This is a genomic window from Arthrobacter gandavensis, from assembly GCF_015355785.1.
Lineage (GTDB): Bacteria > Actinomycetota > Actinomycetes > Actinomycetales > Micrococcaceae > Arthrobacter_B > Arthrobacter_B gandavensis_A.
This window is the reverse complement of record NZ_JADKYW010000005.1, coordinates 1,130,479-1,154,746: the sequence shown is the minus strand read 5'-3', so window position 1 is coordinate 1,154,746 and position 24,268 is coordinate 1,130,479. Positions and strand designations below refer to the sequence as shown.

Genomic DNA, 24,268 nt, shown 5'->3' with positions numbered 1-24,268 from the left:
GACTGAGCATGATTGAGGCACATGAACTCTCCAAGCGCTTCGGCGGCAAGACGGCCGTCGACGGCGTTACTTTCAACGTCCAGCCCGGCAAGGTGACCGGTTTCCTCGGCCCGAACGGGGCGGGTAAGTCCACCACCATGCGGCTGATCGTGGGCCTGGACCATCCCAGCTCCGGGAGCGTCAGCGTCAACGGAAAGCCGTACGCCAGGCACAGGATGCCGCTGCATGAAGTCGGTGCGCTGCTTGAGGCCAAGGCCGCGCACCCCAGACGGTCCGCCTACAACCACCTGCGGGCCCTGGCGGCGACCGAGGGCATACCGGCCGCGCGGGTTAACGAGGTCATCGACCTCACCGGGCTGGGCCCGGCCGCCCGGAAACGGGTAGGCGGCTTCTCCCTTGGCATGGGCCAGCGGCTGGGCATTGCCGCGGCACTGCTGGGGGACCCGCAGACGCTCATCCTGGACGAGCCCGTCAACGGTCTGGACCCGGAAGGCGTTAAATGGGTGCGCTACCTGGTCAAGGGACTCGCCGCCGAAGGCCGTACCGTGTTCATCTCCTCCCACCTGATGAGCGAGATGGCAGTCACCGCAGACCACCTGATCGTGATCGGCCGCGGCCGCATCCTGGCCGATGCACCGATCGAGACCGTCCTTACCGGAGGACGGACTGAGCGCGTCCTGGTGCGGACGGACGACGCCGATGCACTGGCGGCCGCGCTGGCAGCCGACGGCGCGGAGGTCCGCAGGGAAGCGTCGGATGAGCTGACCGTCCTCGGCATGCCTGCACGCCGCATTGCCGAGGCGGCTTTCAGCAGGGGCATCCTCATCACCGGGCTGATACCGCAGCAGGAGACCCTCGAAGATGCCTACCTGGAACTGACCGGGGGCGAGGTCGAGTACCAGTCGCAGCAGATCGGCGCCCAGGCGCTCCCGGCGAATGAAGGACAGAGCACATGAGCACAGCGGCAGCCCCCCGGTCCCGGCCGCAGCGCATCCGGGGAGGTCCGGTCACGTTCGTCCGGGTGCTGCGCTCCGAATGGATCAAGACGGCAACGGTTCCTTCCACAGTCATTCTCCTGGCGGTGACTTTCGCGGTGACGATTGGCCTGGGTGCACTCGTCGCCTGGGGGCTGGTCCAGCTGGCCAGTGACCCTGAGTCCGGCCCGCCGCAGGGAATCGGCCAGTCCCTGCAGAGTGCGGCGTACGACGTCCCGGCCTCCGGCCTGCCCTTCGGCCAGCTGCTCATTGCATCCTTGGCGGTAGTTCTGATCGGCTCCGAATACACCACCGGAATGATCCGCTCCACCATGGTGGCCGTGCCCACGCGCGTCCCGGCGCTGCTGGCCAAGACGCTGGTCATCGCGGTCGTCTCCTTCCTCGTGGGCGTGCTGTCGGCTTTCGTGACGTATTTACTGGCACAGCCGATCCTCGCCGGTTCGGACCTGGACTTCGGACTGGACGCGGACTGGGTGCTGCCCTCCATCTTCAACACCGGCACCGTCCTGGCACTGATCGCCGTCATGGGCGTGGCCATCGGCGCCCTGCTGCGCAGCACTGCGGGGGGAGTGGTCACTCTGGTCGGTGCCCTCTTTGTGCTGCCGATCATCGCGGGACTCCTGACCGGACTGGCGGACTGGGTGGAGGACGCTGCGCGATTCCTCCCCAGCAATGCGGCGGCACAGCTGGTCGCCACCCGCATCCAGCCGGACGCCTTCAACCAGGTTGAAGGCGGCCTGATCCTCGCCGGGTGGGCGGCCGTGCTGCTCGCGGCGGCGGTGGTGGTCATTCGGAAGCGGGACGTCTAGAACCGGTCCGGGCGGCACCCGCGGCTAAGGGTCCTCCCTGAGTCATCCCTAAGGGGGACGCCGGTTTTGCCCTGATTCATCCTTTGGGCCGGTCCGCCGCAGACGGCGGACGCATAGTGTGGGACTACACCCCCGTACTCGTACGCTCCAAGATGAGGATCACCATGATCGAGGCACGCGGCCTCTCCAAGCGCTACGGCAGCAAAACCGCCGTCGACAATATCTCCTTCACCGTCGAACCGGGAAAAGTAACCGGCTTCCTGGGCCCGAACGGTGCCGGAAAATCGACGACCATGCGGATGATCGTGGGACTGGACCGTCCCACCTCCGGAAACGTGACCATCAACGGCCAGCCCTATGCCAGCCACAAGGCCCCGCTCCATGAGGTCGGCGCCCTGCTTGACGCGAAGGCGGTGCACACCCGCCGGTCGGCCTACAACCACCTTCGCGCGATGGCCGCGACGCACGGCATCTCCAATAAGCGCGTCAACGAAGTCATCGAACTCACCGGGCTGGGCACGGTTGCCAAGAAGCGTGTCGGCGGGTTCTCGCTCGGCATGGGCCAGCGCCTCGGCATCGCCGTCGCCATGCTCGGGGACCCCAACACCCTGATCCTGGACGAGCCCGTCAACGGTCTCGATCCCGAGGGCGTGCTCTGGGTCCGCAACCTGGCCCGCGGCCTGGCTGCTGAGGGACGCACCGTCTTTCTCTCCTCGCACCTGATGAGCGAAATGGCCGTCACGGCAGACCACCTCATCGTGATTGGGCGCGGACGCATCATCGCCAACGCGCCGATCCAGGAGATCATCGACGGCGGCGGCCGCCAGCGCACCCGGGTGCGGACGGACAACGCAGCGGACCTCCTGCCCGTCCTTGAAGGACAGGGCGCAGAGATCAACCGGCTCGAGGACGGACTCTTCGAAATCAGCGGCGCCGACTCACGGTCCATCGCGGAGATCGCCTTGGACCGCCGGATCCTGCTCACCGAACTGACCCCCATGCAGGTCTCGCTTGAGGACGCCTACATGGAACTCACCCGGGATGACGTCGAATACAAGTCCCACGGATTTAGCCAGGAACCGGCTGCTGCCGAGCCTGTTGTGGAAGGAACCCGCGCATGAGCACCACAACCGCACCCGCGCCGTCCCGCCGGACCGCCCGCACCGACGGCGGCGGTGTCAACTTTGCCCGGGTCCTGCGCTCGGAATGGATCAAGGTCACCACCCTGCCCTCCACCGTCATCCTGCTCTCCGTAACCCTTGTGGTGATGGTGGGGCTGGCGGCACTCGTGGCCTGGAGCTGGGCCACGACCGCCCAGATGCTCTCGGATGATCCAAGCATGGGACCCGCCGTGGGCGTTGGCCCCGGCATGGACCTGCAGGCCATGGTCTATGACACCCCGGCATCGGGCGCGCTCTTCGGCCAGCTGCTGATCGCCGCGCTCGCGGTGGTCCTCGTGGCCTCTGAGTACAGCACCGGCATGATTCGCTCCACCATGGTGGCTGTTCCCACCCGCACGCCGGCTCTGCTCGCCAAGGCGATCATCATCGCCGTGGTGGCCTTCGTCATTGGAGTCGCCGGAGCCTTTGCCAGCTTCCTGATCAGCCAGCCGCTGCTGGCACCGGAAAACCTGGACTTTGGCCTGGACGCCCCGTGGGTGCTGCCCAGCATCATCAACACCGGAACACTCCTGGCAGGCATCGCGATCATGGGTGTAGCCACCGGGTCACTGCTCCGCAGCACCGCCGGCGGTGTAGTCACCATCATCGGCGTGCTGTTCGTCCTGCCGGTAATCATCCAGCTGATCTCCGGCCTGGCGGACTGGATTCCCGACGCCGCTCGGTTCCTGCCGAGCAATGCAGGAACCCAGCTGGTGGCCACCAACATTGGCGACGGTGCCCTGAACCAGCTTGAAGGCGGACTGGTCCTGGGCGGCTGGGCAGTTGTCCTGCTGGTCGTGGCGCTGATCGTCACCAAGCGCCGCGACGTCTAGGCGCAAAAGACTTCGGTGAAGACGACGGCGGAAGAACGGCCGCCGCCGTCTTCACTGAAAACCCCTCCACAACCCCCGGTGCACGGCACCGGGGGTTGCTTGTCTCCACGGGCAGACGGCCGCCGGTTACGCGGGCGACCCCGGCTCTGGTTGAATCGGAGCATGTCTGACGCACTGGCCCACGTAAAAGACCTCGGCGAATATGTAGCCGCTTCCCCCTCCAGCTTCCACGCCGCCCGAACGGCAGCAAACCGGCTGCAGGCCGCCGGTTTCACCGAGCTGCACGAAGACTCGGACTGGCCGTCAGCCCCCGGCAGATACGTTGTGGTCCGCGACGGCGCATTCATTGCGTGGATTGTTCCGGAGGGTGCCGCGGCAGTCACCGGTTTCAACATCTTCGGCACCCACACCGACTCACCCACCTTCAAGCTCAAGCCCTCTCCCACCACAGGAAAGTTCGGCTGGCTGCAGGCCGGAGTGGAGGTCTACGGCGGGCCGCTGCTCAACTCCTGGCTGGACCGCGAACTGGAACTGGCGGGGCGGCTGGTGACGCTCGACGGTGTCGAGCACCTGGTTGCCACCGGTCCGCTGCTGCGCTTCCCGCAGCTGGCCATCCACCTGGACCGCGCCGTGAACGAAGGCCTGAAGCTGGACAAGCAGCAGCACATGAATCCGGTATGGGGGCTCGGTGACCCGTCTGCGGCAGATCTGCTCGGACTGCTTGCAGCCAGGGCGGGTGTGGACCGCGGGGACATCGGCGGGTACGACGTCGTTGCCGCCGATACGCAGCCTGCCCGGATTTTTGGTGCCGATGCTGAATTCTTTGCCTCCGGCCGGCTGGACAACCTTTCCTCGGTACACGCCGGAATCCGTGCGCTGGAGTCCGCTGCCGCGTCGAAGAGCGGCGGATCGATCGCCGTGCTGGCTGCCTTCGACCACGAAGAAGTGGGCAGCGGAAGCCGTTCCGGGGCGGCAGGCCCGTTCCTGGAAGACGTCCTCGCGCGCATCAGCGCTGGCCTGGGCCGGGGAGCGGCGGATTCCCAGCGTGCCTTCGCTGCCTCCTTCTGTATTTCCGCCGACGCCGGCCACGCCGTGCACCCGAACTATGCTGAGCGCCATGACCCGGCCAACCGGCCGGTGCTGAACGGCGGGCCCCTGCTGAAGATCAACGCCAACCAGCGCTATACGACGGATGCGCCCGGTGCTGCCTACTGGGCCGCGCTGTGCCGGGAGGCAGCGGTTCCCTACCAGGAGTTCGTCTCCAACAACTCAATTCCCTGCGGCTCCACGATCGGGCCGTTGACCGCGACCCGCCTGGGGATCCGCACCATCGACGTCGGGGTTCCGCTGCTCTCGATGCACTCTGCCCGCGAAATGGCCGGCGTCAACGACCCGTTCCACCTCTCCCGCGCCGCAGAAGCATTCTTCGTCCGCTAGCCGGTGTGGTGCGGGACCGGGCACTGTCCACTGGTGAACTTTGGAACCGGGAAAATCCGATAGGATAGTGAAGTCTGTGCTGTCAGCTTCGGCTGGCAGGCTTCCGGGCAGAACGCGGGTTCACCGCCGGCCCGGGACGCTAAGACAACGCTAAAGAACCTCCTGTTACGGAAAGACCGTGACCGTATAGCCCAAAGGAGGTGGGTTCACAAATGCGTGCTTATGAACTGATGGTAATCATCGACCCCGAGGTCGAAGAGCGTACCGTGGAGCCTTCGCTCGACAAGTTCCTCAACGTTGTCCGCAACGAGGGTGGAACCGTCGACAAGGTGGACATCTGGGGTCGTCGCCGCCTGGCCTACGACATCAAGAAGAAGTCTGAAGGAATCTACGCAGTGGTTAACTTCACCGCCAGCCCTGCAGCTGCTGCTGAGCTTGACCGCCAGCTTGGCCTCAACGAGACCATCCTGCGTACCAAGATCATCCGCCCCGAAGACCAGAAGGTTGTTGCCGAGTAATTTCGGTCCATCCTTTATTCGTCAACGAAAGGTCCGGGCACACCGGACCGAGACACCAGGAGGCATAAATGGCAGGCGAGACAACGATCACCGTGGTCGGCAACCTGACGAACGATCCGGAACTCCGGTTCACCCCGTCCGGTTCAGCAGTGGCGAACTTCACCATTGCCTCGACGCCGCGCACCTTCGACCGGCAGTCCAACGAGTGGAAGGACGGCGAAACGCTGTTCCTTCGTGCGTCGGTCTGGCGTGAAGCTGCGGAAAACGTCGCCGAGTCCCTGACCAAGGGAACCCGCGTCGTCTGCCAGGGCCGCCTGAAGTCACGTTCGTACGAGACCAAAGAGGGCGAAAAGCGTACCGTCATGGAGCTTGAGGTCGACGAAATCGGCCCCTCGCTTCGTTACGCGTCCGCTAAGGTCACCCGCACCCAGCGCTCCGGCGGTGGCGGCGGTGGCTTCGGCGGCAACGCCGGCGGCGGCTTCGGCGGCAACTCCAATTCAGGTTGGGGAGGCCAGCAGCAGCAGTCCGCACCCGCGGACGATCCCTGGGGTGCCCCCGCAGGCGGCAACTCGGGCGGCTGGGGAGCCGGTCCGGATTCCAACGATCCGCCCTTCTAAGCAATACCCAAGTGCCGCAAGGCACAACCTCTGACGGCAACCGCCGTCGAGCCCATCCCGTGGAATTGATCCACGGGCTCCACTAGACATAAGGAGCTCCACGATGGCTAAGGCTGAACTTCGCAAGCCCAAACCAAAGTCCAATCCCTTGAAGGCCGCTGACATCACTGTCATCGACTACAAGGACGTAGCATTGCTGCGCAAGTTCATTTCCGACCGCGGAAAGATCCGCGCTCGTCGCGTAACTGGCGTCACCGTGCAGGAACAGCGCAAGATCGCACAGGCAATCAAGAACGCCCGTGAAGTTGCCCTCCTGCCTTACTCCGGCGCTGGCCGCGGCTAAAGGAAAGGAACCTAACTCATGGCAAAGCTCATTCTGACCCACGAAGTCACCGGTCTCGGTGCCGCAGGCGACGTTGTTGAGGTGAAGGACGGTTACGCACGTAACTACCTGGTGCCCCGCGGCTTCGCTCTCACCTGGACCAAGGGTGGCGAGAAGCAGGTTGAGTCCATCAAGGCTGCCCGCGCCGCCCGCGAGCACGCTTCGCTGGAAGACGCCCAGAAGCAGGCTGCTGCACTCTCCGCCAAGCCGGTCAAGCTGACCGTCAAGGCCGGCGAGTCCGGACGCCTCTTCGGCACGGTCAAGCCCGCTGACGTTGCCGCTGCCGTTGAAGCTGCCGGTCTCGGCAGCATCGACAAGCGCAAGGTTGAACTGCCGACCCACATCAAGTCGGTTGGTTCCTTCCAGGCCAACGTCCGCCTGCACGACGACGTTGCTGCCGTCATCGACCTCGAGGTCGTTGCCGGCTAGCAGCGGTTGAACGCGAACTGCGGAATCAGCAGCGCCCCCTCCTCTTGCTGAGGCGGGGGCGCTGCTGTGTTATCCGGACCCCTTTGCGTAGCAAGCAAGCTGAGGGTTACGAGTAATTCCAAGTAGCTCACAAGTATGTGGATATCAGCTGTGGATAACATCCTCTGTATGCGTGATTTGGGAATCTGTCAACCTGAAGGTTGAGCCTGAAAGTTGACCAAAATAGGTGCCTTTGCACAGGTGTGGAGAAGTGAATCTCCTAGTCAGAGCCAGAATTTCCAAGAAACTAATTTCTTTTCCACAGTCTTATGCCCAACCTGTGCACAAGACACGCCGAGTTATGAACAGACTATCCACAGCTCCTGTGGATAACTCGTTTGTTGAGGGGCCCTTACGGGGCTACGGTTGCGGTGGACTCCCTCATCGGCGCCCCGAAGCATGGTGAGGGCACGGCGGGCAAATAAGCCCAGTGTCAGTGCCGCCGGCTAGAAATGCAGCGAGCCTTACACCTCTTTCGGGTTCTGCCAGACGGGACCCGTAGATAGAACATTCTTGGAAAGGGTGGCCTCGTGTCGCTTGCACATGCGGATTCCGCTGAATCAACCCGTACTCCCGATTTTGGCCGGACTCCGCCCCAGGACCTGGTAGCGGAGCAGTCGGTGCTTGGCGGCATGATGCTTTCCAAGGACGCGATCGCCGACTGCGTTGAGGTGCTGCGCGGCGTGGACTTCTACCGTCCCGCCCATGAGGCCATTTATGAGGCCATCATCGATTTGTACGGCCGCGGAGAGCCGGCGGATGCCGTCACCGTATCGGATGAGCTGACCAAGCGCGGTGAAATCACGCGCATTGGCGGTCCGGCCTACCTCCACACGCTGATCCAGTCCGTTCCCACGGCGGCCAATGCAGGCTTCTACGCCGAGATTGTCCGTGAGCGCGCCGTCCTGCGCCGCCTGGTGGACGCCGGCACGAAGATTGTCCAGCTGGGCTACTCCCATGACGGCGAAGTGGACGACCTGGTCAATGCAGCGCAGGCGGAGGTCTATGCCGTCGCGGAACGCCGTACGGCGGAAGACTATGTTCCGCTGAAGGACATCATTGAAGGCACCGTGGACGAAATCGAGTCCGCCGGACACCGCGGCGAAGGAATGACCGGCGTTCCCACCGGCTTCTATGAACTCGACGAACTGACCCAGGGCCTGCACGGCGGCCAGATGATCGTCATCGCCGCCCGGCCAGCCGTCGGCAAGTCCACCTTCGCGCTGGACTTTGCCCGCTCCGCTGCCATCAAGCACAACATGACCACGGTCTTCTTCTCCCTGGAAATGGGCCGGAACGAGATCGCGATGCGCCTGCTCTCTGCCGAGGCCACCATCGGCCTGCAGGACCTGCGCAAGGGCACCATCAAGGATGAGCAGTGGGGCAAGATCGCCACCACTATGGGCAGGATGAACGATGCCCCGCTGTTCATTGATGACAGCCCCAACATGTCCCTGATGGAAATTCGGGCCAAGTGCCGGCGGCTCAAGCAGCGGCACGACCTGAAGCTCGTGGTCCTGGACTACCTGCAGCTGATGTCCTCCGGGAAGCGCGTAGAATCCCGCCAGCAGGAAGTCTCGGAGTTCTCCCGTGCACTGAAACTGCTGGCCAAGGAACTTGAAGTACCGGTGATCGCCCTCTCGCAGCTGAACCGTGGTTCCGAACAGCGCACCGATAAGAAGCCGATGGTCTCCGACCTGCGAGAATCAGGCTCGATCGAGCAGGACGCGGACATGGTGATCCTGCTCCACCGCGAAGATATCTATGACAAGGAGTCGCCGCGCGCCGGCGAGGCGGACGTGATCGTGGCTAAGCACCGTAACGGTCCCACCAAGACCATCGTGGTCGGATTCCAGGGCCATTACTCGCGCTTCTCCAACATGGCCGTAGAAGGCGGCTCCGGCTTCTAGCCGCAGCCGTGAGCAGTTTCAACCCCAACTCCCAGGAGATCCGCCGTGCCGAAGTCCAAGCCACGCAAGAAGGCCGTCCACAAGAAGAAGCAGGCCCGCCGAGCGGAGCACGAAGTCAACGCGATGCTGCGTGGGGAGACCGCCTACTTCAGCGACGACGCCGATGCACTGCTGACCGCCCGCGGCTGGATCGGTGAAAGGACCCAGCCAGGCGGCGCTGACCAGGGCGATGCGTGGTACTGGATGCCCTCGCAGCTGCCCGCCTACCTGGAAGAGGGAGAACCGGTGCCCACCTCCATCTACCCCTCAACGGAGACCACCTTCGTCGCCCAGCTGGCGACGCCGGACGGTTCGGTTCCGCCCGAGACGCAGGTCGAATACGGTTCCCTGGCGGAATTGGAGGCGGACCTGGAGCGCCTCGAGGCCTACCGTGTGCCGGCCGGGAGCTGGACCGTCCTGCCCGGAGCGGAAGAGGGAACACCGGCCGATCTGATCGACTCGATCTCCGAGGAATGGGAGCTGATCGCCGAGCTCATCCACTACCCCTACCGCGACGGTGATGAGTCCCGCTCCTTCGCCGTCGTCGAGCAGGCGGCGAAGGACGGCCGGCTGACGGACTATGCCTACCGGTCCATCCTTGCCGGGCGCGGAGCCGCCCCCGCAGAATAGGGGCTTCAGGTCAGGACCGCTTCCGGGGATCCGCGGGCCTGGCCCGCAGGTGCGCCTTCTCGCCCTGCGGCCCGAAGAGCGCCAGGAACTCCACGGCTTCCGGGCCGGCGTTCCCCATCCAGTGCGGCACCCGGGTGTCAAACTCGGCGGCTTCCCCGGCGCCCAGTACGAGGTCGGATTGTCCCAGCAGCAGCCGCAGCCGGCCGCTGAGCACGTACAGCCATTCGTAGCCGTCGTGGGTCTTCGGGGTCGGGACGGCCGGATCCTTGGCCGCAGGGAGAATGAACTTGAACGCGCCGATTCCGCTGGCCTGCTCCGTCAGGGAAACGACGGTGGCCCCCTGGCGCCGGACTGACCGCATGTGTACACGCGGATCTCCGGTCCTGGGGCCGCCCACCAGCTCATCCAGGGTGACGGCGTAGATCCGGGCCAGCGGCAGCAGCAGCTCCAGCGTGGCCCGCCGCTGGCCGCTTTCCAGCCGGGACAGGGTGCTGAGGGACATCCCCGTGGCGTCCGCGACTTCCGTAAGGGTTTTTCCGCGGGCTGCGCGCAGGGACCGCAGCCGGGATCCGATCCCGGCTACGACGGATCGGTCGTCTTCGTTCATAGCCCGATCTTGCCATACTGGCAAAACTTGTTGTCCGCCCGCAGGGGTGCCCGGGAGACTGGCACGCAGAAGGCCGGTGCAGATGCCGGACGAACGGGCCAAGGAGTTTGATGATCATGCAGAAACCAGTGCAGGCAGCCACCCAAACCGCAGAGTACGACGTCGTCATAGTAGGCGGTGCCGCCGCGGGACTTAGCGCAGGGCTGGCACTTTCGAGGGCACGGCGGAAGGTGGCGGTGGTCGATTCGGGTGAACCGCGCAACGCTGCCGCGGGACACATCCACAACTATCTTGGCCGCGAGGGCGCCGCTCCCGGCGAGCTCTACGCGGCAGGCCGGGAGGAAGTCCGCAGCTACGGCGGAACCATCGTGCCCGGGCGGGCGGAGAACGTGGAACGTGACGGCGACGGGATGTTTCGAGTCATTCTGGAGGACGGCAGGACACTGGCCTGCCGCAAGGTCCTGGCCGCCAGCGGAGCCCTGGATGAACTGCCGGCAATACCGGGCCTGTCGGATTACTGGGGCACCGCCGTGCTGCACTGCCCGTACTGCCACGGCTGGGAGACGGATGGAAAGACGCTCGGTGTGCTGGCCTCGGACCCGGACGCCGCCGTGCACCAGGCGCTGATGTGGCGGCAGTGGTGCGCGGACATTGTACTTTTCCTCAACGGCACGGGCGCACCGGGCGAAGAACAGGAACGGCAGCTGTCAGCTCGCGGAATCCGGGTGGTGGACGGCCCCGTAGCCGCGGTGGGGGGTGACGGCGCCGGCCTGGCCGGAGTACGCCTGGTATCGGGGGAGTTTGTGTCCCGCCAGGCCCTCGTCGTGCTGGCAAAGCTGCGTGCCCGGGACGGTTACCTTGCAGGAGTGGGACTGGCCGCGGAGGAACAGTACTTGGGGGACCTGGCCATCGGAACTGCCCTTCCCGCAGAGCCCAGCGGTGCGACTTCCGTCCCAGGTGTGTATGCCGCAGGCAACCTGACGTCCCCCATGACGCAGGTCATCGGAGCTGCCGCCGCCGGGCTGGCTACGGCCGCGGCGATCAACGCCGAGCTCATGGCAGAAGACACGGCCGCCACCGTGGCAGCCGCCGGACAGGGAGCGCTGCACGGACACGGAAGCGGCCCGCTGCTGCGCTAGGTTCCGGGTGCCTTGGCCTCCGGGCCCGGCGGCACGCCAGGTGCCGGCGAGGCGCCCGGACGCGCTTCGCGCGGCGCGCCCGCTGCTTCACGGCTGGAAGCCAGCTGCCACGGAACACTGGCCACCATGATGCCCGGTTCAAAGTGCAGCCGCGCCTTGATCCGCAGCGCCGTCTGGTTGTGTACTAGCTGCTCCCACCAGCGCCCGACGACGTACTCGGGAATGTAGACCACGAACAGTTCACGCGGCGACGCGCGGCGGGCTTCCCGGAGGTACGCCAGCACCGGCGAGACGGTTTCCCGGTAAGGGGAAGAGAGGACGGTCAGCGGAACCGGAATATGCAGCCGCTCCCATTCCTGGACCGTCTTCTCCGTCTCGTCCGGATCGATGTCCACAATGATGGCGTTCAGGCTCGACGGGCGGGACGCGCGGGCATATGCCAGCGCCCGCAGGACGGGTTTGTGGACCTTGGACACCAGGATGACGGCATTGACCCGGCTCGGAAGGGCCAGCACGGAAGGATCTTCTTCAACCCGGAGTTCATTGGCCACGGCTGCATAGTGCCGGCGGATGCTGTCCATCACGACGTAGAGGAATGCCATGGCTAACAGGGCAATCCAGGCGCCATGCTCGAATTTGGTGACGATCACGATGACCAGTACCAGGGCTGTCATGCCGAACCCGCACGAATTGATCAGCCTGGAACGGACCATCCGGTGCCGGTTCTCAGCTTTCCGCTCGGTGCGCAGCTTTGCCGTCCAGTGCCGGATCATGCCCAGCTGGCTGGCTGTGAAGGAGACGAAGACGCCGACGATGTAGAGCTGGATCAGCCGGGTCACATCCGCGTTGAAAATCAGGATCAGGACCAGTGCTGCCAGCCCGAGGACGATAATTCCGTTGCTGAAGGCAAGCCGGTCACCGCGGGTTCGCATCTGGCGGGGAAGGTAGCCGTCCTTCGCCAGCACGGACGCGAGGATGGGGAAACCATTGAAAGCCGTGTTCGAAGCAAACACCAGAATCAGGCCGGTGGAAGCAACCACAACGTAGAAGAGCAGCGAGCCGTTCCCGAACACGGTCTCGGCCAGCTGGCTGATGACCGGATGCTGGATGTAGTCCTGTACGGGTGACCCGTCCAGCAGCAGCTGGGTGGCCGGGTCCTGGACGAAGTGCACTCTGGTGAGGGTTGCAAGGGTCAGGATGCCGGCTAGCATGGCGGCTGCCAGACCGCCCAGCAACAACAGGGTCGTGGCCGCGTTCCGGCTCTTGGGTTTCCGGAAGGTTGGCACCCCGTTGCTGATGGCCTCCACGCCGGTGAGGGCCGCGGCCCCGGAGGAGAAGGCGCGCAGCAGGAGGAAGGCTCCGGCCAGGCCGGTCAGTCCCGCATCGAGTCCGGCCTCCGGAACCAGTTCGAAGTCTGCCGAAGGCGCCTGCGCCAGGGTGCCGGTGGCGGATTGGAAAAGCCCGATGGCGCACATTCCCAGGACCGAGGCGAGGAAGAGGTAGGTCGGCACAGCGAAGACGGAGCCCGCTTCCTTCACTCCGCGCAGGTTGATGAGCATGAGGATAATCACGCCGGCAGCGGCGAGCAGTCCCTGCCGCCCGTGCAGTGCCGGTACGGCGGTGACCAGGTACTGGGCGGCTGAGGACATCGAAACTGCGACGGTGAGGACGTAGTCCACCAGGAGTGCGGAACCTACCGTCAGCCCGGCCCGCCGGCCCAGGTTTTCGCTGGCGATCTCATAATCGCCTCCGCCGGAGGGGTACGCATGGACGTTCTGGCGGTAGGAGGCAACCACCGTCAGAAGGACGACGATGACGGCGAGCCCCACCCAGGGGGACAGTGTTACCGCGGCAACTCCGGCGAGAGCCAGGGTGAGGAGGATTTCGTCCGGGGCGTAAGCGGCGGAGGAGAGTGCATCCGAGGCATACACAGGCAGGGCCACGCGCTTGCGCAGCCGGGTGTGGGAGAGCTGCTCATTACCGTAGGGACGCCCCACCAGAATGCGCTTGAGCGCATTGAAGAATGTGAGCACGAGGACAAACCATAGACCGGTTGCCGGACCAAGTCCAGACAGTCTGAAACCTGTCTTTTCACGTCCTGTGGCCAAGTGCACAATGTGCCGCTCGATCCGCATGAGCAAGCGGATCACGCCGGTGGTTTCACCCCTCCAACGAAGGTCTCAATTTGATATCGATTTGTGTCTTCCCTAGGTTGGATGAGTGCCCGATACACGGGCGGTAGCCGGGTCCCGAAAGAGCTGAACCTGATCCGGCCGGTACGCACCCATCCGATGGTGCTGCCGAGACAAATTGCACCGTGCCCCACGCCACCGCGCGTCGCCGCTGTGGGAGCACTGAACCAGACCTCTAACAGTCGGGGGTAGGCGACGGCGTTATGAAGCCCGGGGACGGGCGGAGCGCAGGTGGGCCTCAGGAGCAGATACAGCTAATGAAGAACTCGAAGATCACCCGTTACGTCCGTCGTGGACTCGCTGCCGCTGCCATCACTGGCGCCGGCGCTGCCGGCCTCGCCGGCATGGCCGCTCCGGCCAACGCAGCCTCAATGGACTGGGATGCCCTCGCACAGTGCGAAAGCGGCGGTAACTGGGGCATCAGCACCGGTAACGGATTCTCCGGCGGCCTGCAGTTTACGCCCAGCACCTGGGCGGCATTCGGCGGCACCGGCGACCCCTCCAACGCAAGCCGTGAGCAGCAGATCGCTGTTGCCGAGCGCGTGCTGGCCGAGCAGGGCCCCGGCGCCTGGCCTGCCTGCACTGCCAAGCTGGGCATGACCGGCGCTACTGCCAACCCGCAGGCTGCGGCTCCGGTGCAGCAGGCACCCGTTGCCGAAGCCCCGGTCCAGACCTACTCGGTTCCGGCGGAAGCCCCTGCCGCACCGGTTGAGACCTACGTTGCTCCGGTTCAGCCTGAAGCGGTAGCACCGGTAGAGGTTCCGGCTACGTCGCAGGGCCCTGCCGCTGCGGTTCCGGCTCCCGCGGTCAGCGGTGAGACCTACACCGTCCAGGCCGGCGACACCCTGTCCACCATCGCCGAGAAGCTCGGCATCGAAGGCGGATGGCAGGCTCTTTACGCAGCCAACTCCGGCACCGTAATCCACCCCGACCTGATCCTCACCGGACAGGCCCTGCAGCTCCCGGCCTAACCGGTACCTGCAGCGAAAACGGCCGGACACCCCGCAGGGGTGTCCGGCCGTTCTTCCGTTAACGTCCGCTAGGCGCTCAGGAGGATCCTCAGCCGCCGGCGATGGACTGCAGGATCAGCACTTCGGCCCCGGGGCCCACCTCACTGTGCTGGCGCTCGAGGCCGCGGATGTCCTCGCCGTCCACGTATATATTGACGAAACGCCGAACATCTCCCCGCTCATCGCGGATGCGTCGTTCCAGCACGGGATAGCGGATGCCCAGCCCGTCCAGCAGCGAACCAACCGTCAACCCCGCAGCCCCGGGAACGCGGAGCTCCCGGGTACCGCCCGCTGCAGCTGCCAGGACATCCGGAAGCAGGACCCGGACTTCAGCGCCGCTCACGGTCCCGCAGTTCCGACGGCGGCGGCCCGGACACAGAGGACGTCCGGAAGGTTGGAGGTCACAAGGGCAAAGGTGTCGCCCTCGTCGGCGCTGGCGTATACGTCGCCGGCCCGGGTTCCGAAGTAGACCCCGGCCGTCGTGGCCGTATCCACCGCTGCGGCATCGCGCAGAACAGCGTTGTACTCGGAGGAGGGCAGCCCGGTATCCTGCCGGGTCCATGAGTCCCCGGCATCCGTGCTTCGATAGACGGCCAGCTCGCCGCCGGGCGGAATGCGCTCGCCGTCGGCAACCAGCGGAATGGTCCAGAGTGTGCCGCCGGTTTGCGGATGGGCCAGCATGACGAATCCGAAATCCGCAGGCAGGCCGCCGGCAATCGATACCCAGGTGTCCCCGGCGTCGTCACTGCGGTAGACCCCGTGATGGTTCTGCGCGTACAGGCGGGCCGGATCCGCTGCGTCCCGCGCCACCTTGTGCACGCACTGGCCGAATTCGGGCTCCGGATCCGGCAGGAAGTAGGCGGAGATCCCCTGGTTGCGGGCGGCCCAGGACCCTCCGCCGTCGTCGGAGCGGTAGACTCCGCCGGAACTGATTGCCACGTGCACGCTCTCGTCAGCCGGGCTCGGAAGAACCGTGTGCGCCGCCGCGCCGCCGTAACCCTCGCCCCAGTCCGGGCGGTGGGGATGGTTCCACAGTGCTTCATTCAGCTCGAAGCTGCTACCGCCGTCGGTGGACTTCCACACCGAGATCGGCTCGCAGCCGGCCCAGATGACCCCCGGCCGGTCGGCCGAGTCCGGCTGCAGCTGCCAGATGCGTCCCAGTGCCTCCCCGGTTTCGGGCGGAAAGGTAATGGCTCCCGCCTCGGGCTCGGTCCAGCTTTCGCCCAGGTCCTCGGAGATCACGACGGTTGGTCCCCAGTGGGGGGAGAGCAGCCCGGCCAGGATGCGCGGCGGAGAATGCCTGGTGTCCAGGGCAATGCTGGCTACCTCGTTCATGAGGAAGAAGGGCCCGCTGAGCTTCCAGGCCGTGCGGTCGCTGCTTCGTGCCAGCCACAGGCCCTTGCGGGTGCCGATGGCAAGGAGGGTGTCCCCGGTCTGAGTCATGGCAGATATTGGACCACCCGGGAGACAGCTGGACAAGGGAATTCCGAAGCCGGCAGGAGCGCACCGGTTAGGGGCCGGATGGAAAATGCGCGGCCGGTGGGCTAAGGATGGAGGAATGGTTGCTCCTGAATCCCTGGACGTGCACGCTTGATCTACATCGATCCGCCGCTCTGGCCCGCCCATGGGACGTACTTCTCCCACCTGGTCTCCGACTCCTCACGGGAAGAGCTCCACGCGTTCGCCGCCGCAGCGGGAATTCCGCGCCGTGCCTTCGACCGGGACCATTACGACGTACCGCAGCAGCGCCATGCGGATCTGGTGGCCGCCGGAGCCACACCGGTTGACGGCGCCACGCTGGTCCGTGCTCTGATTGCCGGCGGACTGCGGATTCCGGCCCGCGAACGGGCAGCATCACTGGTGCATCCGCTGCGCCGGCGCTGGGACTCACTCGTCCCCGGCGCGGAGGACCTGGGTGCAGAACTGCTGAACCGCTGGGGTGAGCCACACCGGCAGTACCATGACCGGCGGCACCTGTTGCAGGTGCTGGAAGCACTGCACCGGCTGGGCTGTTCAGACCGTCCGGTGCTCCTGGCCGCCTGGTTCCATGACTCTGTATACGACGGCATGCCGGGCGTCGATGAGGAAGCCTCGGCGGTGCTGGCGGAAGACCTGCTGCCGGCTGCCGGAATACCGGCCGCCGAAACCGCGGAGGCGGCCCGGCTGGTCCGGCTGACGACTGCGCACGATCCGGGACCCGATGACGAACGTGGGAGGATGCTCTGCGATGCGGACCTTGCAGTGCTGGGCCGGGCACCGGCAGCCTATGACCGATACGTGGCCGACATTCGGCGCGAATACCGTCATGTCGGGAATTCCGCCTTTGCTGACGGGCGGCGGAGGATAGTTGAAACGCTGTTCTCCCGGGGGCGCGGACTGTACCGGACCCCCCGCGGCGAAGAGCTCTGGGGGCCGGCGGCACGGGCCAACCTCGCCCGTGAGCTGGCCGGTCTGCGGGGCAGTTCCCCCGCCGGGACCGGCAGCGGATCCGGAGCTGACCGTGGCTGAACCAACAGGCTTCGCCGGGCACCTGCGCGGAAGCTCCGGATACCGGAGGGTACTGGTGGGTCTGGCGGCTGCGGGGTTGGCGACCTTCGCGCAGCTCTATTCGGTGCAGGGACTGCTGCCCCAGATCGCTGCGGACTTTGAGGTAAGTGCAGCGACGGCGGCGCTGAGCGTCTCGGCGGCCACGCTGGGACTGGCCGTTGCCGTCATCCCCTGGTCAGCCGCAGCGGACCGTTTCGGCCGCCTGCCCGTCATGCGCGCAGCGATCATCGCTGCCGTCATCCTTGGGCTGCTGGTTCCGCTGTCCCCTGATTTCCCCGTCCTGCTGGTCCTGAGGTTCGCTGAGGGTACGGCGCTGGGCGGCATTCCCGCCGTCGCGCTCGCCTACCTGAGCGAGGAAGTCAGCCCAGTCCACGCGGCAGTCGCTGCCGGCACCTATGTTTCCGGCACCACGGTCGGCGGGCTCTCCGGGCGCATTTTGGCGGCCCCGGTGGGTGAATATTCCACCTGGCGCATAGGTGTCGCGGCGGTGAGCCTGCTCGCCGCCGCGGCCGCCGTCGTGTTTATGCTCGCCGCTCCGCGGCAGCGCGGCTATGTTCCGCGTCGAAGGGCCGACGGCGGGACTTCACTGGCCTTACGCCTCGCCGTGAACCTTCGCACGGGACGCCAGCTGGTGCTGTACGCACAGGCCTTCCTGCTCATGGGCGGGTTCGTGGCCGTCTACAACTACCTGGGATTCCGGCTCGGGCTTGCACCCTTCAATCTGCCACAGTCGCTCGCCAGTTCACTCTTCCTGGCGTACCTGGCCGGCACCTGGTCTGCCCGCTTCGCAGGCAAGGCCTCAGGGTGGGTGGGCGGAGGGCGCCGCACCGTGCTGCTGGCGTGCACGGCAGTCATGGCAGCCGGCCTGCTCCTGACCTTGCTTGAGTCCCTTGCGGCCGTGATCGCGGGCCTGGTGATCTTCACCGCAGGTTTCTTCGGAGCGCATGCGGTTGCCTCCGGCTGGGTGCCGGTCCTGGCACCGGACGGCCGGGCCCAGGCGTCCTCCCTCTACAACCTCGCCTATTACACCGGTTCCAGCGCGGTGGGCTGGGCGGCTGGACTGTTCTTCGAAAGTGCAGGCTGGAACGGGCTGGCCGGATTCGTGCTGGGCCTGATGTGTGTTGCCGCGGTCCTGGCGTCGACCCTGCCCGGAGGTCTGAAGCGGCCGGGCAGCAACCGCGCCGGCCGTAGGCTGGAAACGTGAAAACCCGGACCACCGCGCAGAACCGGACACTAGGGCGGCAGATTCTTGCCCTGGCACTCCCGGCGCTCGGCGCACTTATCGCCGAGCCGCTGTTCCTGCTCGCGGATGCCGCCATTGTGGGCCATCTGGGCGTCGACCAGCTCGCCGGAGTGGGGCTGGCCTCCACCGTGCTCCAAACTGCCGTAGGGCTGATGGTGTTCCTGGCGTATTCGACCACCGGAACGGTGGCCCGCTTCCTCGGCGGAAACCGGATCCGCGAGGCCGTCGCCTCGGGCAGGGACGGCATTGCCTTGGCAGTCCTGCTGGGTGCGGTGCTCTCCACGGCGGGAATCCTGCTTGCGCCCTGGCTGACCGGCGCCCTCGGGGCGGAGGGGGACGTGCAGCAGTTCGCAGTGGACTACCTGCGCTGGTCCATGCCTGGGCTGACAGCGATGCTGGTGGTACTGGCAGCGACCGGCGTGCTGCGCGGCCTGCAGGACACCAGGACGCCGTTGGTTGTTGCGGTTGCCGGTTTCAGCGTGAACATTGGACTGAATTTCCTGCTGGTCTACGGCTTTGACCTGTCCGTCACCGGCGCTGCCCTGGGCACCAGCATCAGCCAGTGGGGCATGGCAGCGGCCTACCTGGTAATGGTGGCGCGGATGGCCAGAAGGCAGGGGGTCTCCCTGAGGCCTGCGATTGCCGGCATCACCGCGGGCGTGCAGGTTGGTTCCTGGCTGATGCTGCGCACCGCGAGCCTGCGTATTGCGGTCCTCGCCGCCGTCGTGGTCGCCACATCCCAGGGGGCGGTCTCCCTCGCAGCCCACCAGCTGGTCATGACGTTCTTCACTTTCCTGGCGTTCGCGCTGGATGCCCTGGCAATTGCGGCGCAGGCAATGATCGGCAAGGAACTGGGCGCCGGCAACCGGGCGACGGCACGGGAGCTGACCCGAAAGATGTCAGTCTGGGGAGTCGGTTTCGGGATCATCACCGGCGTGCTGCTTGCCGCCGCGGCACCATTCGCCGGCTGGATCTTTACCACCGATCCCTCGGTGGTCCGTGCCCTTGCCGCAGGCCTGTGGGTGCTGGCTGCGGCGCAGCCGGTCTGCGGTCTGGTTTTCGTCCTGGACGGTGTGCTGATCGGTGCCGGCGACGCCAAATATCTGGCACTGACCGGCGTGCTCAACCTGCTAGCCTACCTCCCGCTCCTTTGGCGGGTCCATGCCTCCGGCCTGGAGGGCAGCTCCGGAATTGCCTGGCTGTGGGCGGCCTTCGGCCTCGGGTATATGACGGCGCGCGCGGTGACGCTTTACTGGCGGGCGCGCTCGGATGCCTGGATGGTGACTGGTTCGGCAACAAACAACACGAACGACTAAGCTAAGAATCGGCCGGACCGGCCGTCAAGCAACCTGAAAGCGGAGGCTCGCCGTGGGCGCACCCCACCCCAAAGCACCCTGGGTTCCGATTCTTCTCCGTTCCGTGATCGCCGCGGTCTACGGCGGAATAACCATCTTCTGGCAGGAACCCACACTTGCCGTGCTCGCATTCGCGGGAGGACTGTACTTCGTCCTGACGGGCCTGAGCCTGTGGCGGATGTCCACGCTGGCCCGTTCCTGTTCGATCCCGCAGGTGCCGGGAGCGCTGCTGGCATCCGCAGCGCTATACGCCGCGGCGGGCATTGTTGTTGCGCTGGCCCAGTCCACCACAGTCTTTGCCTACGTGGGCGGTGCAGCCCTGCTGGTTGGCGGCCTCATCGAGTTCGCGTTCTGGTTCCGGATCCGCAAGGACTTCACGCCGGCACGTGACTGGCTGATCACCGGTGGCGCCGCGATCGGCGCCGCGGCGCTGATGCCGGCCTTCCTCGCCTTGGCAGAAAGCAGCCACGTCCGTGCGCTGCTCGGGGTCAGCGGCGGCTCTGCCGTCATCATCGCAGTGGTTCTCGCTATCTCCGGGCTGGGCCTGCGCCATGACGCCAGCCTGGCACCGGAAAGCAGCGAAGCGTCGAAGGCCGTAAACTAGTACCATCCGCGGCTTCTACCGAAGGTAGAAAACCGCCCAGCCGACAACGCAGGAGGACAAATAGTGGCGAAGAGCCAGCCCGGCGGGACGCAGAAACGGAACTCCGTGAAGGCCCCGCTGGTTTTCTCCGCAGTCCTGGCCGTCATTGCCGGCATTACCACCATGATCTTCGCCACTGGCGGAGCCACCAAGGATCTGCGCTTTGACCTGGGTCTTACCGCCGCAGGGATCGCGTTTATCGCCTCCCTGCTGATTTCCTCGCTGCTTCTGATGACCGAGAAGCCGAACCCGGATCACCTCAGTGAAGGTTCCGGTGTTAACCGGAACTCCGCCAAGATCCCCGGCGGTGCAGGCAGCGTCGGGGCACCGGCCCCTCGCAGAGGAAAGGCCTCTGCTGAAGACGGCGGCCCCGCAGGGTCGGAGCCGAACGACACCAAGGACAACGGCGGCCACTAGGCCAGCCTGCGAATCAGCGTTTCCGGCCCTTCCCGGACTGGTTTCTCTTAGCCCTCGCGGCGGCGGTCCCCGCCGCCTGAGCGGCCGGCGGGGATGCCGGTCCCTCCAACAGCTGGTCAAGGCCAGTCTCCTCCGCCAGGTCCAGCAGGGAGGCAGGCGCCTGCAACCCTTCCGGCTCTTCCGGGTGACGGCGGAAGCGGCGGTGCAGCAGCAGGGCCGCGGCTGCGGCAGCCGCAGCCAGCGCACTGGCCAGGGTTGCCAGCGCGTTGAGGTACAGCCACAGGAACATTAGTACCGAAGGTACTGATGAGGGCAGCTGCAGCAGGCCAAGGGCTGAGAGCAGCCAGAAAAACGCACAGATTCCCAGGACGCTCCATGCAGTCCGGGCGGGCAGGGCAGAAAGCAGCTTTTGCTCCATCAGTGGCTCCTGGAAGCTGGGGTGCCGTACTGCTCGACCCGTCAAGTCTAGTTTTCCGCCGCTGCCCGCTGGACCCCATCCGCGCAAAAGCGTCCTGTGGAAGCAAAACATTCCCCGCCGGCGCTGCCCACCGGAAGACCGGGTGCGCCGGGGGCCAGCACCGTGAGCCGGCCCCCGGAGGCACTACCTACCGGGCAGCACCTGCCGATCCGCGGGTACGACGGCGGCTGACGCCAATTCCGGCGGCGCCGCCGGCCAGCAGGACTCCAGCGGCGGAAAGCAATGCAGTCAGCGATCCTCCGTCAGCACCGGTAGCGGCCAGTCCGCCCGGCGTCCGGGTAACAGCCGCGGCCTGCAGTGCCGTCACCGCGAAGGTGGCGGAGGCAGGGGCCGAGCCCACGCCGTCGAGCTCCTGCACGGCCGTGACGGTGAACTCTCCAGGTGTCCAGCTTCCGGCCTCAACGCTCCAGGTCCCGTCCGCGGCGACCACGGCGGCGAGTGTCGCCGAGCCGGTGTCCACCTTCAGCGCCGCCCCGGCGATCCCGGTGCCGGAGATGGTCTTCGGCGCAGAAGCCTCCGTGAAGACTTCACCGTCGCGCAGCGACGTAATGCCCGGTGCGGGGTGCAGCACGGTGAAGGCTGCAGCTGCGGCGGCAGACCGTGCCTTTCCTGCAACGCCGTCCTGCGCAGCGGCCAGCGTGTAGTTGTCCGGCGCCAGCGCTTCGTCCAGGGTGGCGGAAAAGAAGCCGGAGCTGTCGGCGGTGGCCGTGAGCGTCCCGGCCGCTGCCAGCGCCCGGGCGCCGGCGTCTTCACGTTCCCGGGCATCGCCAAGCTGAATCTCCACGGTTGCGCCGGGCTCGGCGAGCCCCTCGACCGCACTGAGCGCGCCAAGGGCTGCGGACCCATCCGCTGGTGAGAGCAGTACCGGAGCGTCCAGCGCCGAATGCGCAGTGACGAGGTTGTAGACAGTGGTTGCCGACTTGTTGAACCCGTTGACCGCTCTAACACTGAAGCGGGTGGCTTCACCGTCCTGGACAGTCCGGGGAACCGGCATGGACCAGCTGCCGTCCCCTCCCACGGGGATCTCGCCGCCAACTCCTGCGACGCTGACCCGTACCACGGAGCCCGCCGGAGCAGTTCCGGAAAGCAGCTGGTCGGTGTACACGGTGTCACCGTCTTTCACGTTCAGTGCGGGCGCCTCCAGGAATGCGGCGACGGAATAGCCGGGCACGTAGGCCAGGGCGGTTGCCAGGTCCGCAGATCCAACCGAGTCGATCGCGCCGTCATCATCGGTGTCAAAGCCGGCGCTGACCAGCCCGACGGCGGTGCTGCCGCTAATTACCGGTCCGCCGGAGTCGCCGGGGGCGCCCTGGACGTTCGAGATGAATCCGGTCACCGCGCGGATATCCGCCGGGTCGGTTCCGTTGTTGTGGCCCGGGACGGCGAAGATGGCCAGTTCCTGGACCGTGCCACAGTCCCAGCCGGTGGTCAGCCCGGAACGGCACACCGGAGAACCGACGACGGGCGTACCCACTCCTGTGATTCGGGTGGTTGTTTCGGAAAGATCTGCACCGGCCCACTCGGTCACCTCCGGGCGCAGCTCAAGGTCGGTGTTGATTGAATCGATGACGGCCACGTCGGTGCCAAAGGTGGCCGGGTCCGGATTGTCTGGATTGACCGTCGCGTTCCCCGGACCGCCGAAGACCGAAGCGCTGAAGGTTCCCAGGGCCGTAGTGACCGCATCTTCCTGGGTTTGCGGTGCCAGCAGCGTGTTGTGGATCGTTCCGTCGAGCGTGCAGTGGCCCGCGGTAATGACGGCCGGATTTCCCGAGGGATCCCAGCCGTTGAAGCCGATGGAGCAGGCCGCATACCCGCCCCCGGCATCGCCGAGGAAGCCCTGCCCGCCGAATACCTCCTGGGCCAGCGGGGTCCCGGCGCCGGCAGCGTCCTGGATGGCCACGTTCGTGAAGCCGTGCGCGTAGTCAGCCGGGGACGGCGCAGACGCGGTGGCCATACGGGCATTGTCCTGCGCCCGGGACACTTCAGGATCGGCAACCCTGATAGTGAATCCGTCAGCGCCCAGCCCGATGGACTGCAATCCCTGGACACCGAAGGCGGCGATGTAGTCACGGGCGAGTTCGGCCAGGTCAGTTGCCGTGCGCCGGGGCTGGCCGTCATCGCGCACCATCGCATCTTCCGCCGGAGCAGGGGCCGGTTCCAGCGGCACCTCCGCCTCAACAGGTTTCCCGGCCGGGTCCTCGGCTGCTGCATTCTCGGCCGCCGGGTCTCCCGCAGCGGGGTTTTCCGTAGCCGGGTCCGCTGTCTCTGAGTCCTCTGTTTCCGGGACGGCAGGCGCAGGAGCCGGTGCGTCCGCACCGCCGTCACCGGCAGGAGGAGCCAGGAGGCGTGCACCCAGGGCCTCGGCCTGTGCCTGCAGTGCGGCGCCGGTGCCGTAAACCAGGATTTCGCCGTCTCGAAGTTCGAGTCCGGAGAAGCCCTCCGTGGCCCGGAGAGCCGGCAGGGCCGCGCCCGCGCGGCTGCCTGCCTCTCCCGCCGCCCGGAATTGCTCCTCGGTGATGCCGAGATCCCGAAGCAGTGCCTCCGCGAGTCCCGGGGGAAGCTCAGCAGCAGAGGCGGCGGCCGGCTGGTCCGGCACGGCGTCGGCACTGACGCCCGAACCTGGTGCGGCCTGGGCCGGCACTCCGATCAGAAAGGCTCCCGCAGCCAGCGCAGCGGCAGCTGCCATGGCCCGTACCGGTGCGGGTGTATCCCGCGTTGCTCTTTTCACGTTCTTGAACCCCCATTAGGCGCTGGCCAGCCGCAAATGAGCCGGGCACGCCGCAGGGGCCTTGTGGACCGGAGCTTCGAGACTGGAAGGTGAACCCGTCATCGGAGATGA

Annotated in this window: 24 protein-coding genes; 18 read left to right on the top strand and 6 right to left on the bottom strand. The window is 66.1% G+C overall.

Going from position 1 to position 24,268, the window contains the following annotated elements; all coding sequences use genetic code 11:
• Positions 1-8 precede the first annotated feature (8 nt).
• From ITX31_RS10540 to ITX31_RS10490, 11 genes are all read left to right on the top strand, one after another.
• On the top strand, positions 9-956 hold the full coding sequence (locus ITX31_RS10540; RefSeq protein WP_194783312.1) for an ABC transporter ATP-binding protein: 948 nt from the start codon (positions 9-11) through the stop codon (positions 954-956).
• Positions 953-1,804 carry an ABC transporter permease gene (locus ITX31_RS10535; RefSeq protein WP_194783311.1) on the top strand — a complete coding sequence of 284 codons (852 nt, stop codon included), beginning with the start codon at positions 953-955 and terminating at the stop codon, positions 1,802-1,804. Before ITX31_RS10540 ends, ITX31_RS10535 begins: the two co-directional genes overlap by 4 nt.
• Before the next feature lie 164 nt (positions 1,805-1,968).
• Positions 1,969-2,925: an ABC transporter ATP-binding protein gene (locus ITX31_RS10530; protein WP_194783310.1), complete on the top strand. Its 957-nt coding sequence runs from the start codon at positions 1,969-1,971 to the stop codon at positions 2,923-2,925.
• A complete protein-coding gene (locus tag ITX31_RS10525; RefSeq protein ID WP_194783309.1) occupies positions 2,922-3,797 on the top strand; it encodes an ABC transporter permease in 876 nt (291 codons plus the stop codon). Before ITX31_RS10530 ends, ITX31_RS10525 begins: the two co-directional genes overlap by 4 nt.
• A gap of 162 nt (positions 3,798-3,959) precedes the next feature.
• On the top strand, positions 3,960-5,234 hold the full coding sequence (locus tag ITX31_RS10520; RefSeq protein WP_194783308.1) for a M18 family aminopeptidase: 1,275 nt from the start codon (positions 3,960-3,962) through the stop codon (positions 5,232-5,234).
• A 212-nt stretch (positions 5,235-5,446) separates the two neighbouring features.
• Complete coding sequence (gene rpsF, locus ITX31_RS10515; protein ID WP_091600910.1) at positions 5,447-5,752, top strand: 30S ribosomal protein S6; 306 nt, start codon at positions 5,447-5,449, stop codon at positions 5,750-5,752.
• Between the two features lie 68 nt (positions 5,753-5,820).
• Positions 5,821-6,369 (top strand): single-stranded DNA-binding protein, encoded by a 549-nt coding sequence (locus ITX31_RS10510; RefSeq protein WP_154579185.1) that lies wholly within the window; start codon positions 5,821-5,823, stop codon positions 6,367-6,369.
• 103 nt (positions 6,370-6,472) lie between these two features.
• The gene (gene rpsR / locus ITX31_RS10505; RefSeq protein WP_003800144.1) at positions 6,473-6,712 is read left to right on the top strand and encodes a 30S ribosomal protein S18; all 240 of its coding nucleotides are present in this window, start codon (positions 6,473-6,475) and stop codon (positions 6,710-6,712) included.
• 18 nt (positions 6,713-6,730) lie between these two features.
• Positions 6,731-7,180, top strand: a complete 450-nt coding sequence (rplI, locus tag ITX31_RS10500; RefSeq protein WP_194783307.1) for a 50S ribosomal protein L9 — start codon at positions 6,731-6,733, stop codon at positions 7,178-7,180.
• A gap of 569 nt (positions 7,181-7,749) precedes the next feature.
• On the top strand, positions 7,750-9,129 hold the full coding sequence (dnaB, locus tag ITX31_RS10495) for a replicative DNA helicase (protein WP_194783306.1): 1,380 nt from the start codon (positions 7,750-7,752) through the stop codon (positions 9,127-9,129).
• A 45-nt stretch (positions 9,130-9,174) separates the two neighbouring features.
• Positions 9,175-9,798, top strand: a complete 624-nt coding sequence (locus tag ITX31_RS10490) for a hypothetical protein (protein ID WP_194783305.1) — start codon at positions 9,175-9,177, stop codon at positions 9,796-9,798.
• A 10-nt stretch (positions 9,799-9,808) separates the two neighbouring features.
• On the opposite strand, the gene ITX31_RS10485 is transcribed toward ITX31_RS10490, so the two are convergent.
• Positions 9,809-10,405 carry a helix-turn-helix domain-containing protein gene (locus ITX31_RS10485; protein ID WP_194783304.1) on the bottom strand — a complete coding sequence of 199 codons (597 nt, stop codon included), beginning with the start codon at positions 10,403-10,405 and terminating at the stop codon, positions 9,809-9,811.
• A 116-nt stretch (positions 10,406-10,521) separates the two neighbouring features.
• Here ITX31_RS10485 and ITX31_RS10480 point away from each other — a divergent pair, with 116 nt between their 5' ends.
• Positions 10,522-11,544 (top strand): NAD(P)/FAD-dependent oxidoreductase, encoded by a 1,023-nt coding sequence (locus ITX31_RS10480; protein WP_194783303.1) that lies wholly within the window; start codon positions 10,522-10,524, stop codon positions 11,542-11,544.
• Here ITX31_RS10480 and ITX31_RS10475 read toward each other — a convergent pair.
• The gene (locus ITX31_RS10475; protein ID WP_323745646.1) at positions 11,541-13,577 is read right to left on the bottom strand and encodes an APC family permease; all 2,037 of its coding nucleotides are present in this window, start codon (positions 13,575-13,577) and stop codon (positions 11,541-11,543) included. The two genes, ITX31_RS10480 and ITX31_RS10475, sit on opposite strands and share 4 nt — an antisense overlap.
• A gap of 416 nt (positions 13,578-13,993) precedes the next feature.
• On the opposite strand from ITX31_RS10475, the gene ITX31_RS10470 reads away from it, so the two are divergent.
• Positions 13,994-14,707, top strand: a complete 714-nt coding sequence (locus ITX31_RS10470; protein ID WP_194783302.1) for a transglycosylase family protein — start codon at positions 13,994-13,996, stop codon at positions 14,705-14,707.
• Between the two features lie 88 nt (positions 14,708-14,795).
• Here the strand turns inward: ITX31_RS10470 and ITX31_RS10465 are convergent, their stop codons facing one another.
• Positions 14,796-15,089: a MoaD/ThiS family protein gene (locus tag ITX31_RS10465; RefSeq protein WP_194783301.1), complete on the bottom strand. Its 294-nt coding sequence runs from the start codon at positions 15,087-15,089 to the stop codon at positions 14,796-14,798.
• Positions 15,086-16,189, bottom strand: coding sequence for a WD40/YVTN/BNR-like repeat-containing protein (locus ITX31_RS10460; protein WP_194783300.1), 1,104 nt, complete (start codon positions 16,187-16,189; stop codon positions 15,086-15,088). The genes ITX31_RS10465 and ITX31_RS10460 overlap by 4 nt, the downstream gene beginning before the upstream one ends.
• Positions 16,190-16,336: 147 nt before the next feature.
• On the opposite strand from ITX31_RS10460, the gene ITX31_RS10455 reads away from it, so the two are divergent.
• The 5 genes from ITX31_RS10455 (at position 16,337) to ITX31_RS10435 (ending at position 20,951) form a co-directional block, all read left to right on the top strand.
• Positions 16,337-17,254 (top strand): DUF4031 domain-containing protein, encoded by a 918-nt coding sequence (locus tag ITX31_RS10455; protein ID WP_194783299.1) that lies wholly within the window; start codon positions 16,337-16,339, stop codon positions 17,252-17,254.
• Complete coding sequence (locus tag ITX31_RS10450; protein WP_194783298.1) at positions 17,247-18,497, top strand: MFS transporter; 1,251 nt, start codon at positions 17,247-17,249, stop codon at positions 18,495-18,497. The genes ITX31_RS10455 and ITX31_RS10450 overlap by 8 nt, the downstream gene beginning before the upstream one ends.
• Complete coding sequence (locus tag ITX31_RS10445) at positions 18,494-19,852, top strand: MATE family efflux transporter (RefSeq protein WP_194783297.1); 1,359 nt, start codon at positions 18,494-18,496, stop codon at positions 19,850-19,852. The genes ITX31_RS10450 and ITX31_RS10445 overlap by 4 nt, the downstream gene beginning before the upstream one ends.
• 52 nt (positions 19,853-19,904) lie before the next feature.
• Entirely contained in the window at positions 19,905-20,495 is a 591-nt protein-coding gene (locus ITX31_RS10440) for a hypothetical protein (RefSeq protein ID WP_194783296.1), read from the top strand.
• 63 nt (positions 20,496-20,558) lie between these two features.
• Positions 20,559-20,951 carry a hypothetical protein gene (locus ITX31_RS10435; RefSeq protein WP_194783295.1) on the top strand — a complete coding sequence of 131 codons (393 nt, stop codon included), beginning with the start codon at positions 20,559-20,561 and terminating at the stop codon, positions 20,949-20,951.
• Positions 20,952-20,964: 13 nt separating this feature from the next.
• Here ITX31_RS10435 and ITX31_RS10430 read toward each other — a convergent pair whose 3' ends face one another.
• Positions 20,965-21,369 carry a hypothetical protein gene (locus ITX31_RS10430; protein ID WP_194783294.1) on the bottom strand — a complete coding sequence of 135 codons (405 nt, stop codon included), beginning with the start codon at positions 21,367-21,369 and terminating at the stop codon, positions 20,965-20,967.
• Positions 21,370-21,556: 187 nt separating this feature from the next.
• Positions 21,557-24,115 (bottom strand): S1 family peptidase, encoded by a 2,559-nt coding sequence (locus ITX31_RS10425; RefSeq protein WP_194783293.1) that lies wholly within the window; start codon positions 24,113-24,115, stop codon positions 21,557-21,559.
• Positions 24,116-24,268: the final 153 nt, after the last annotated feature.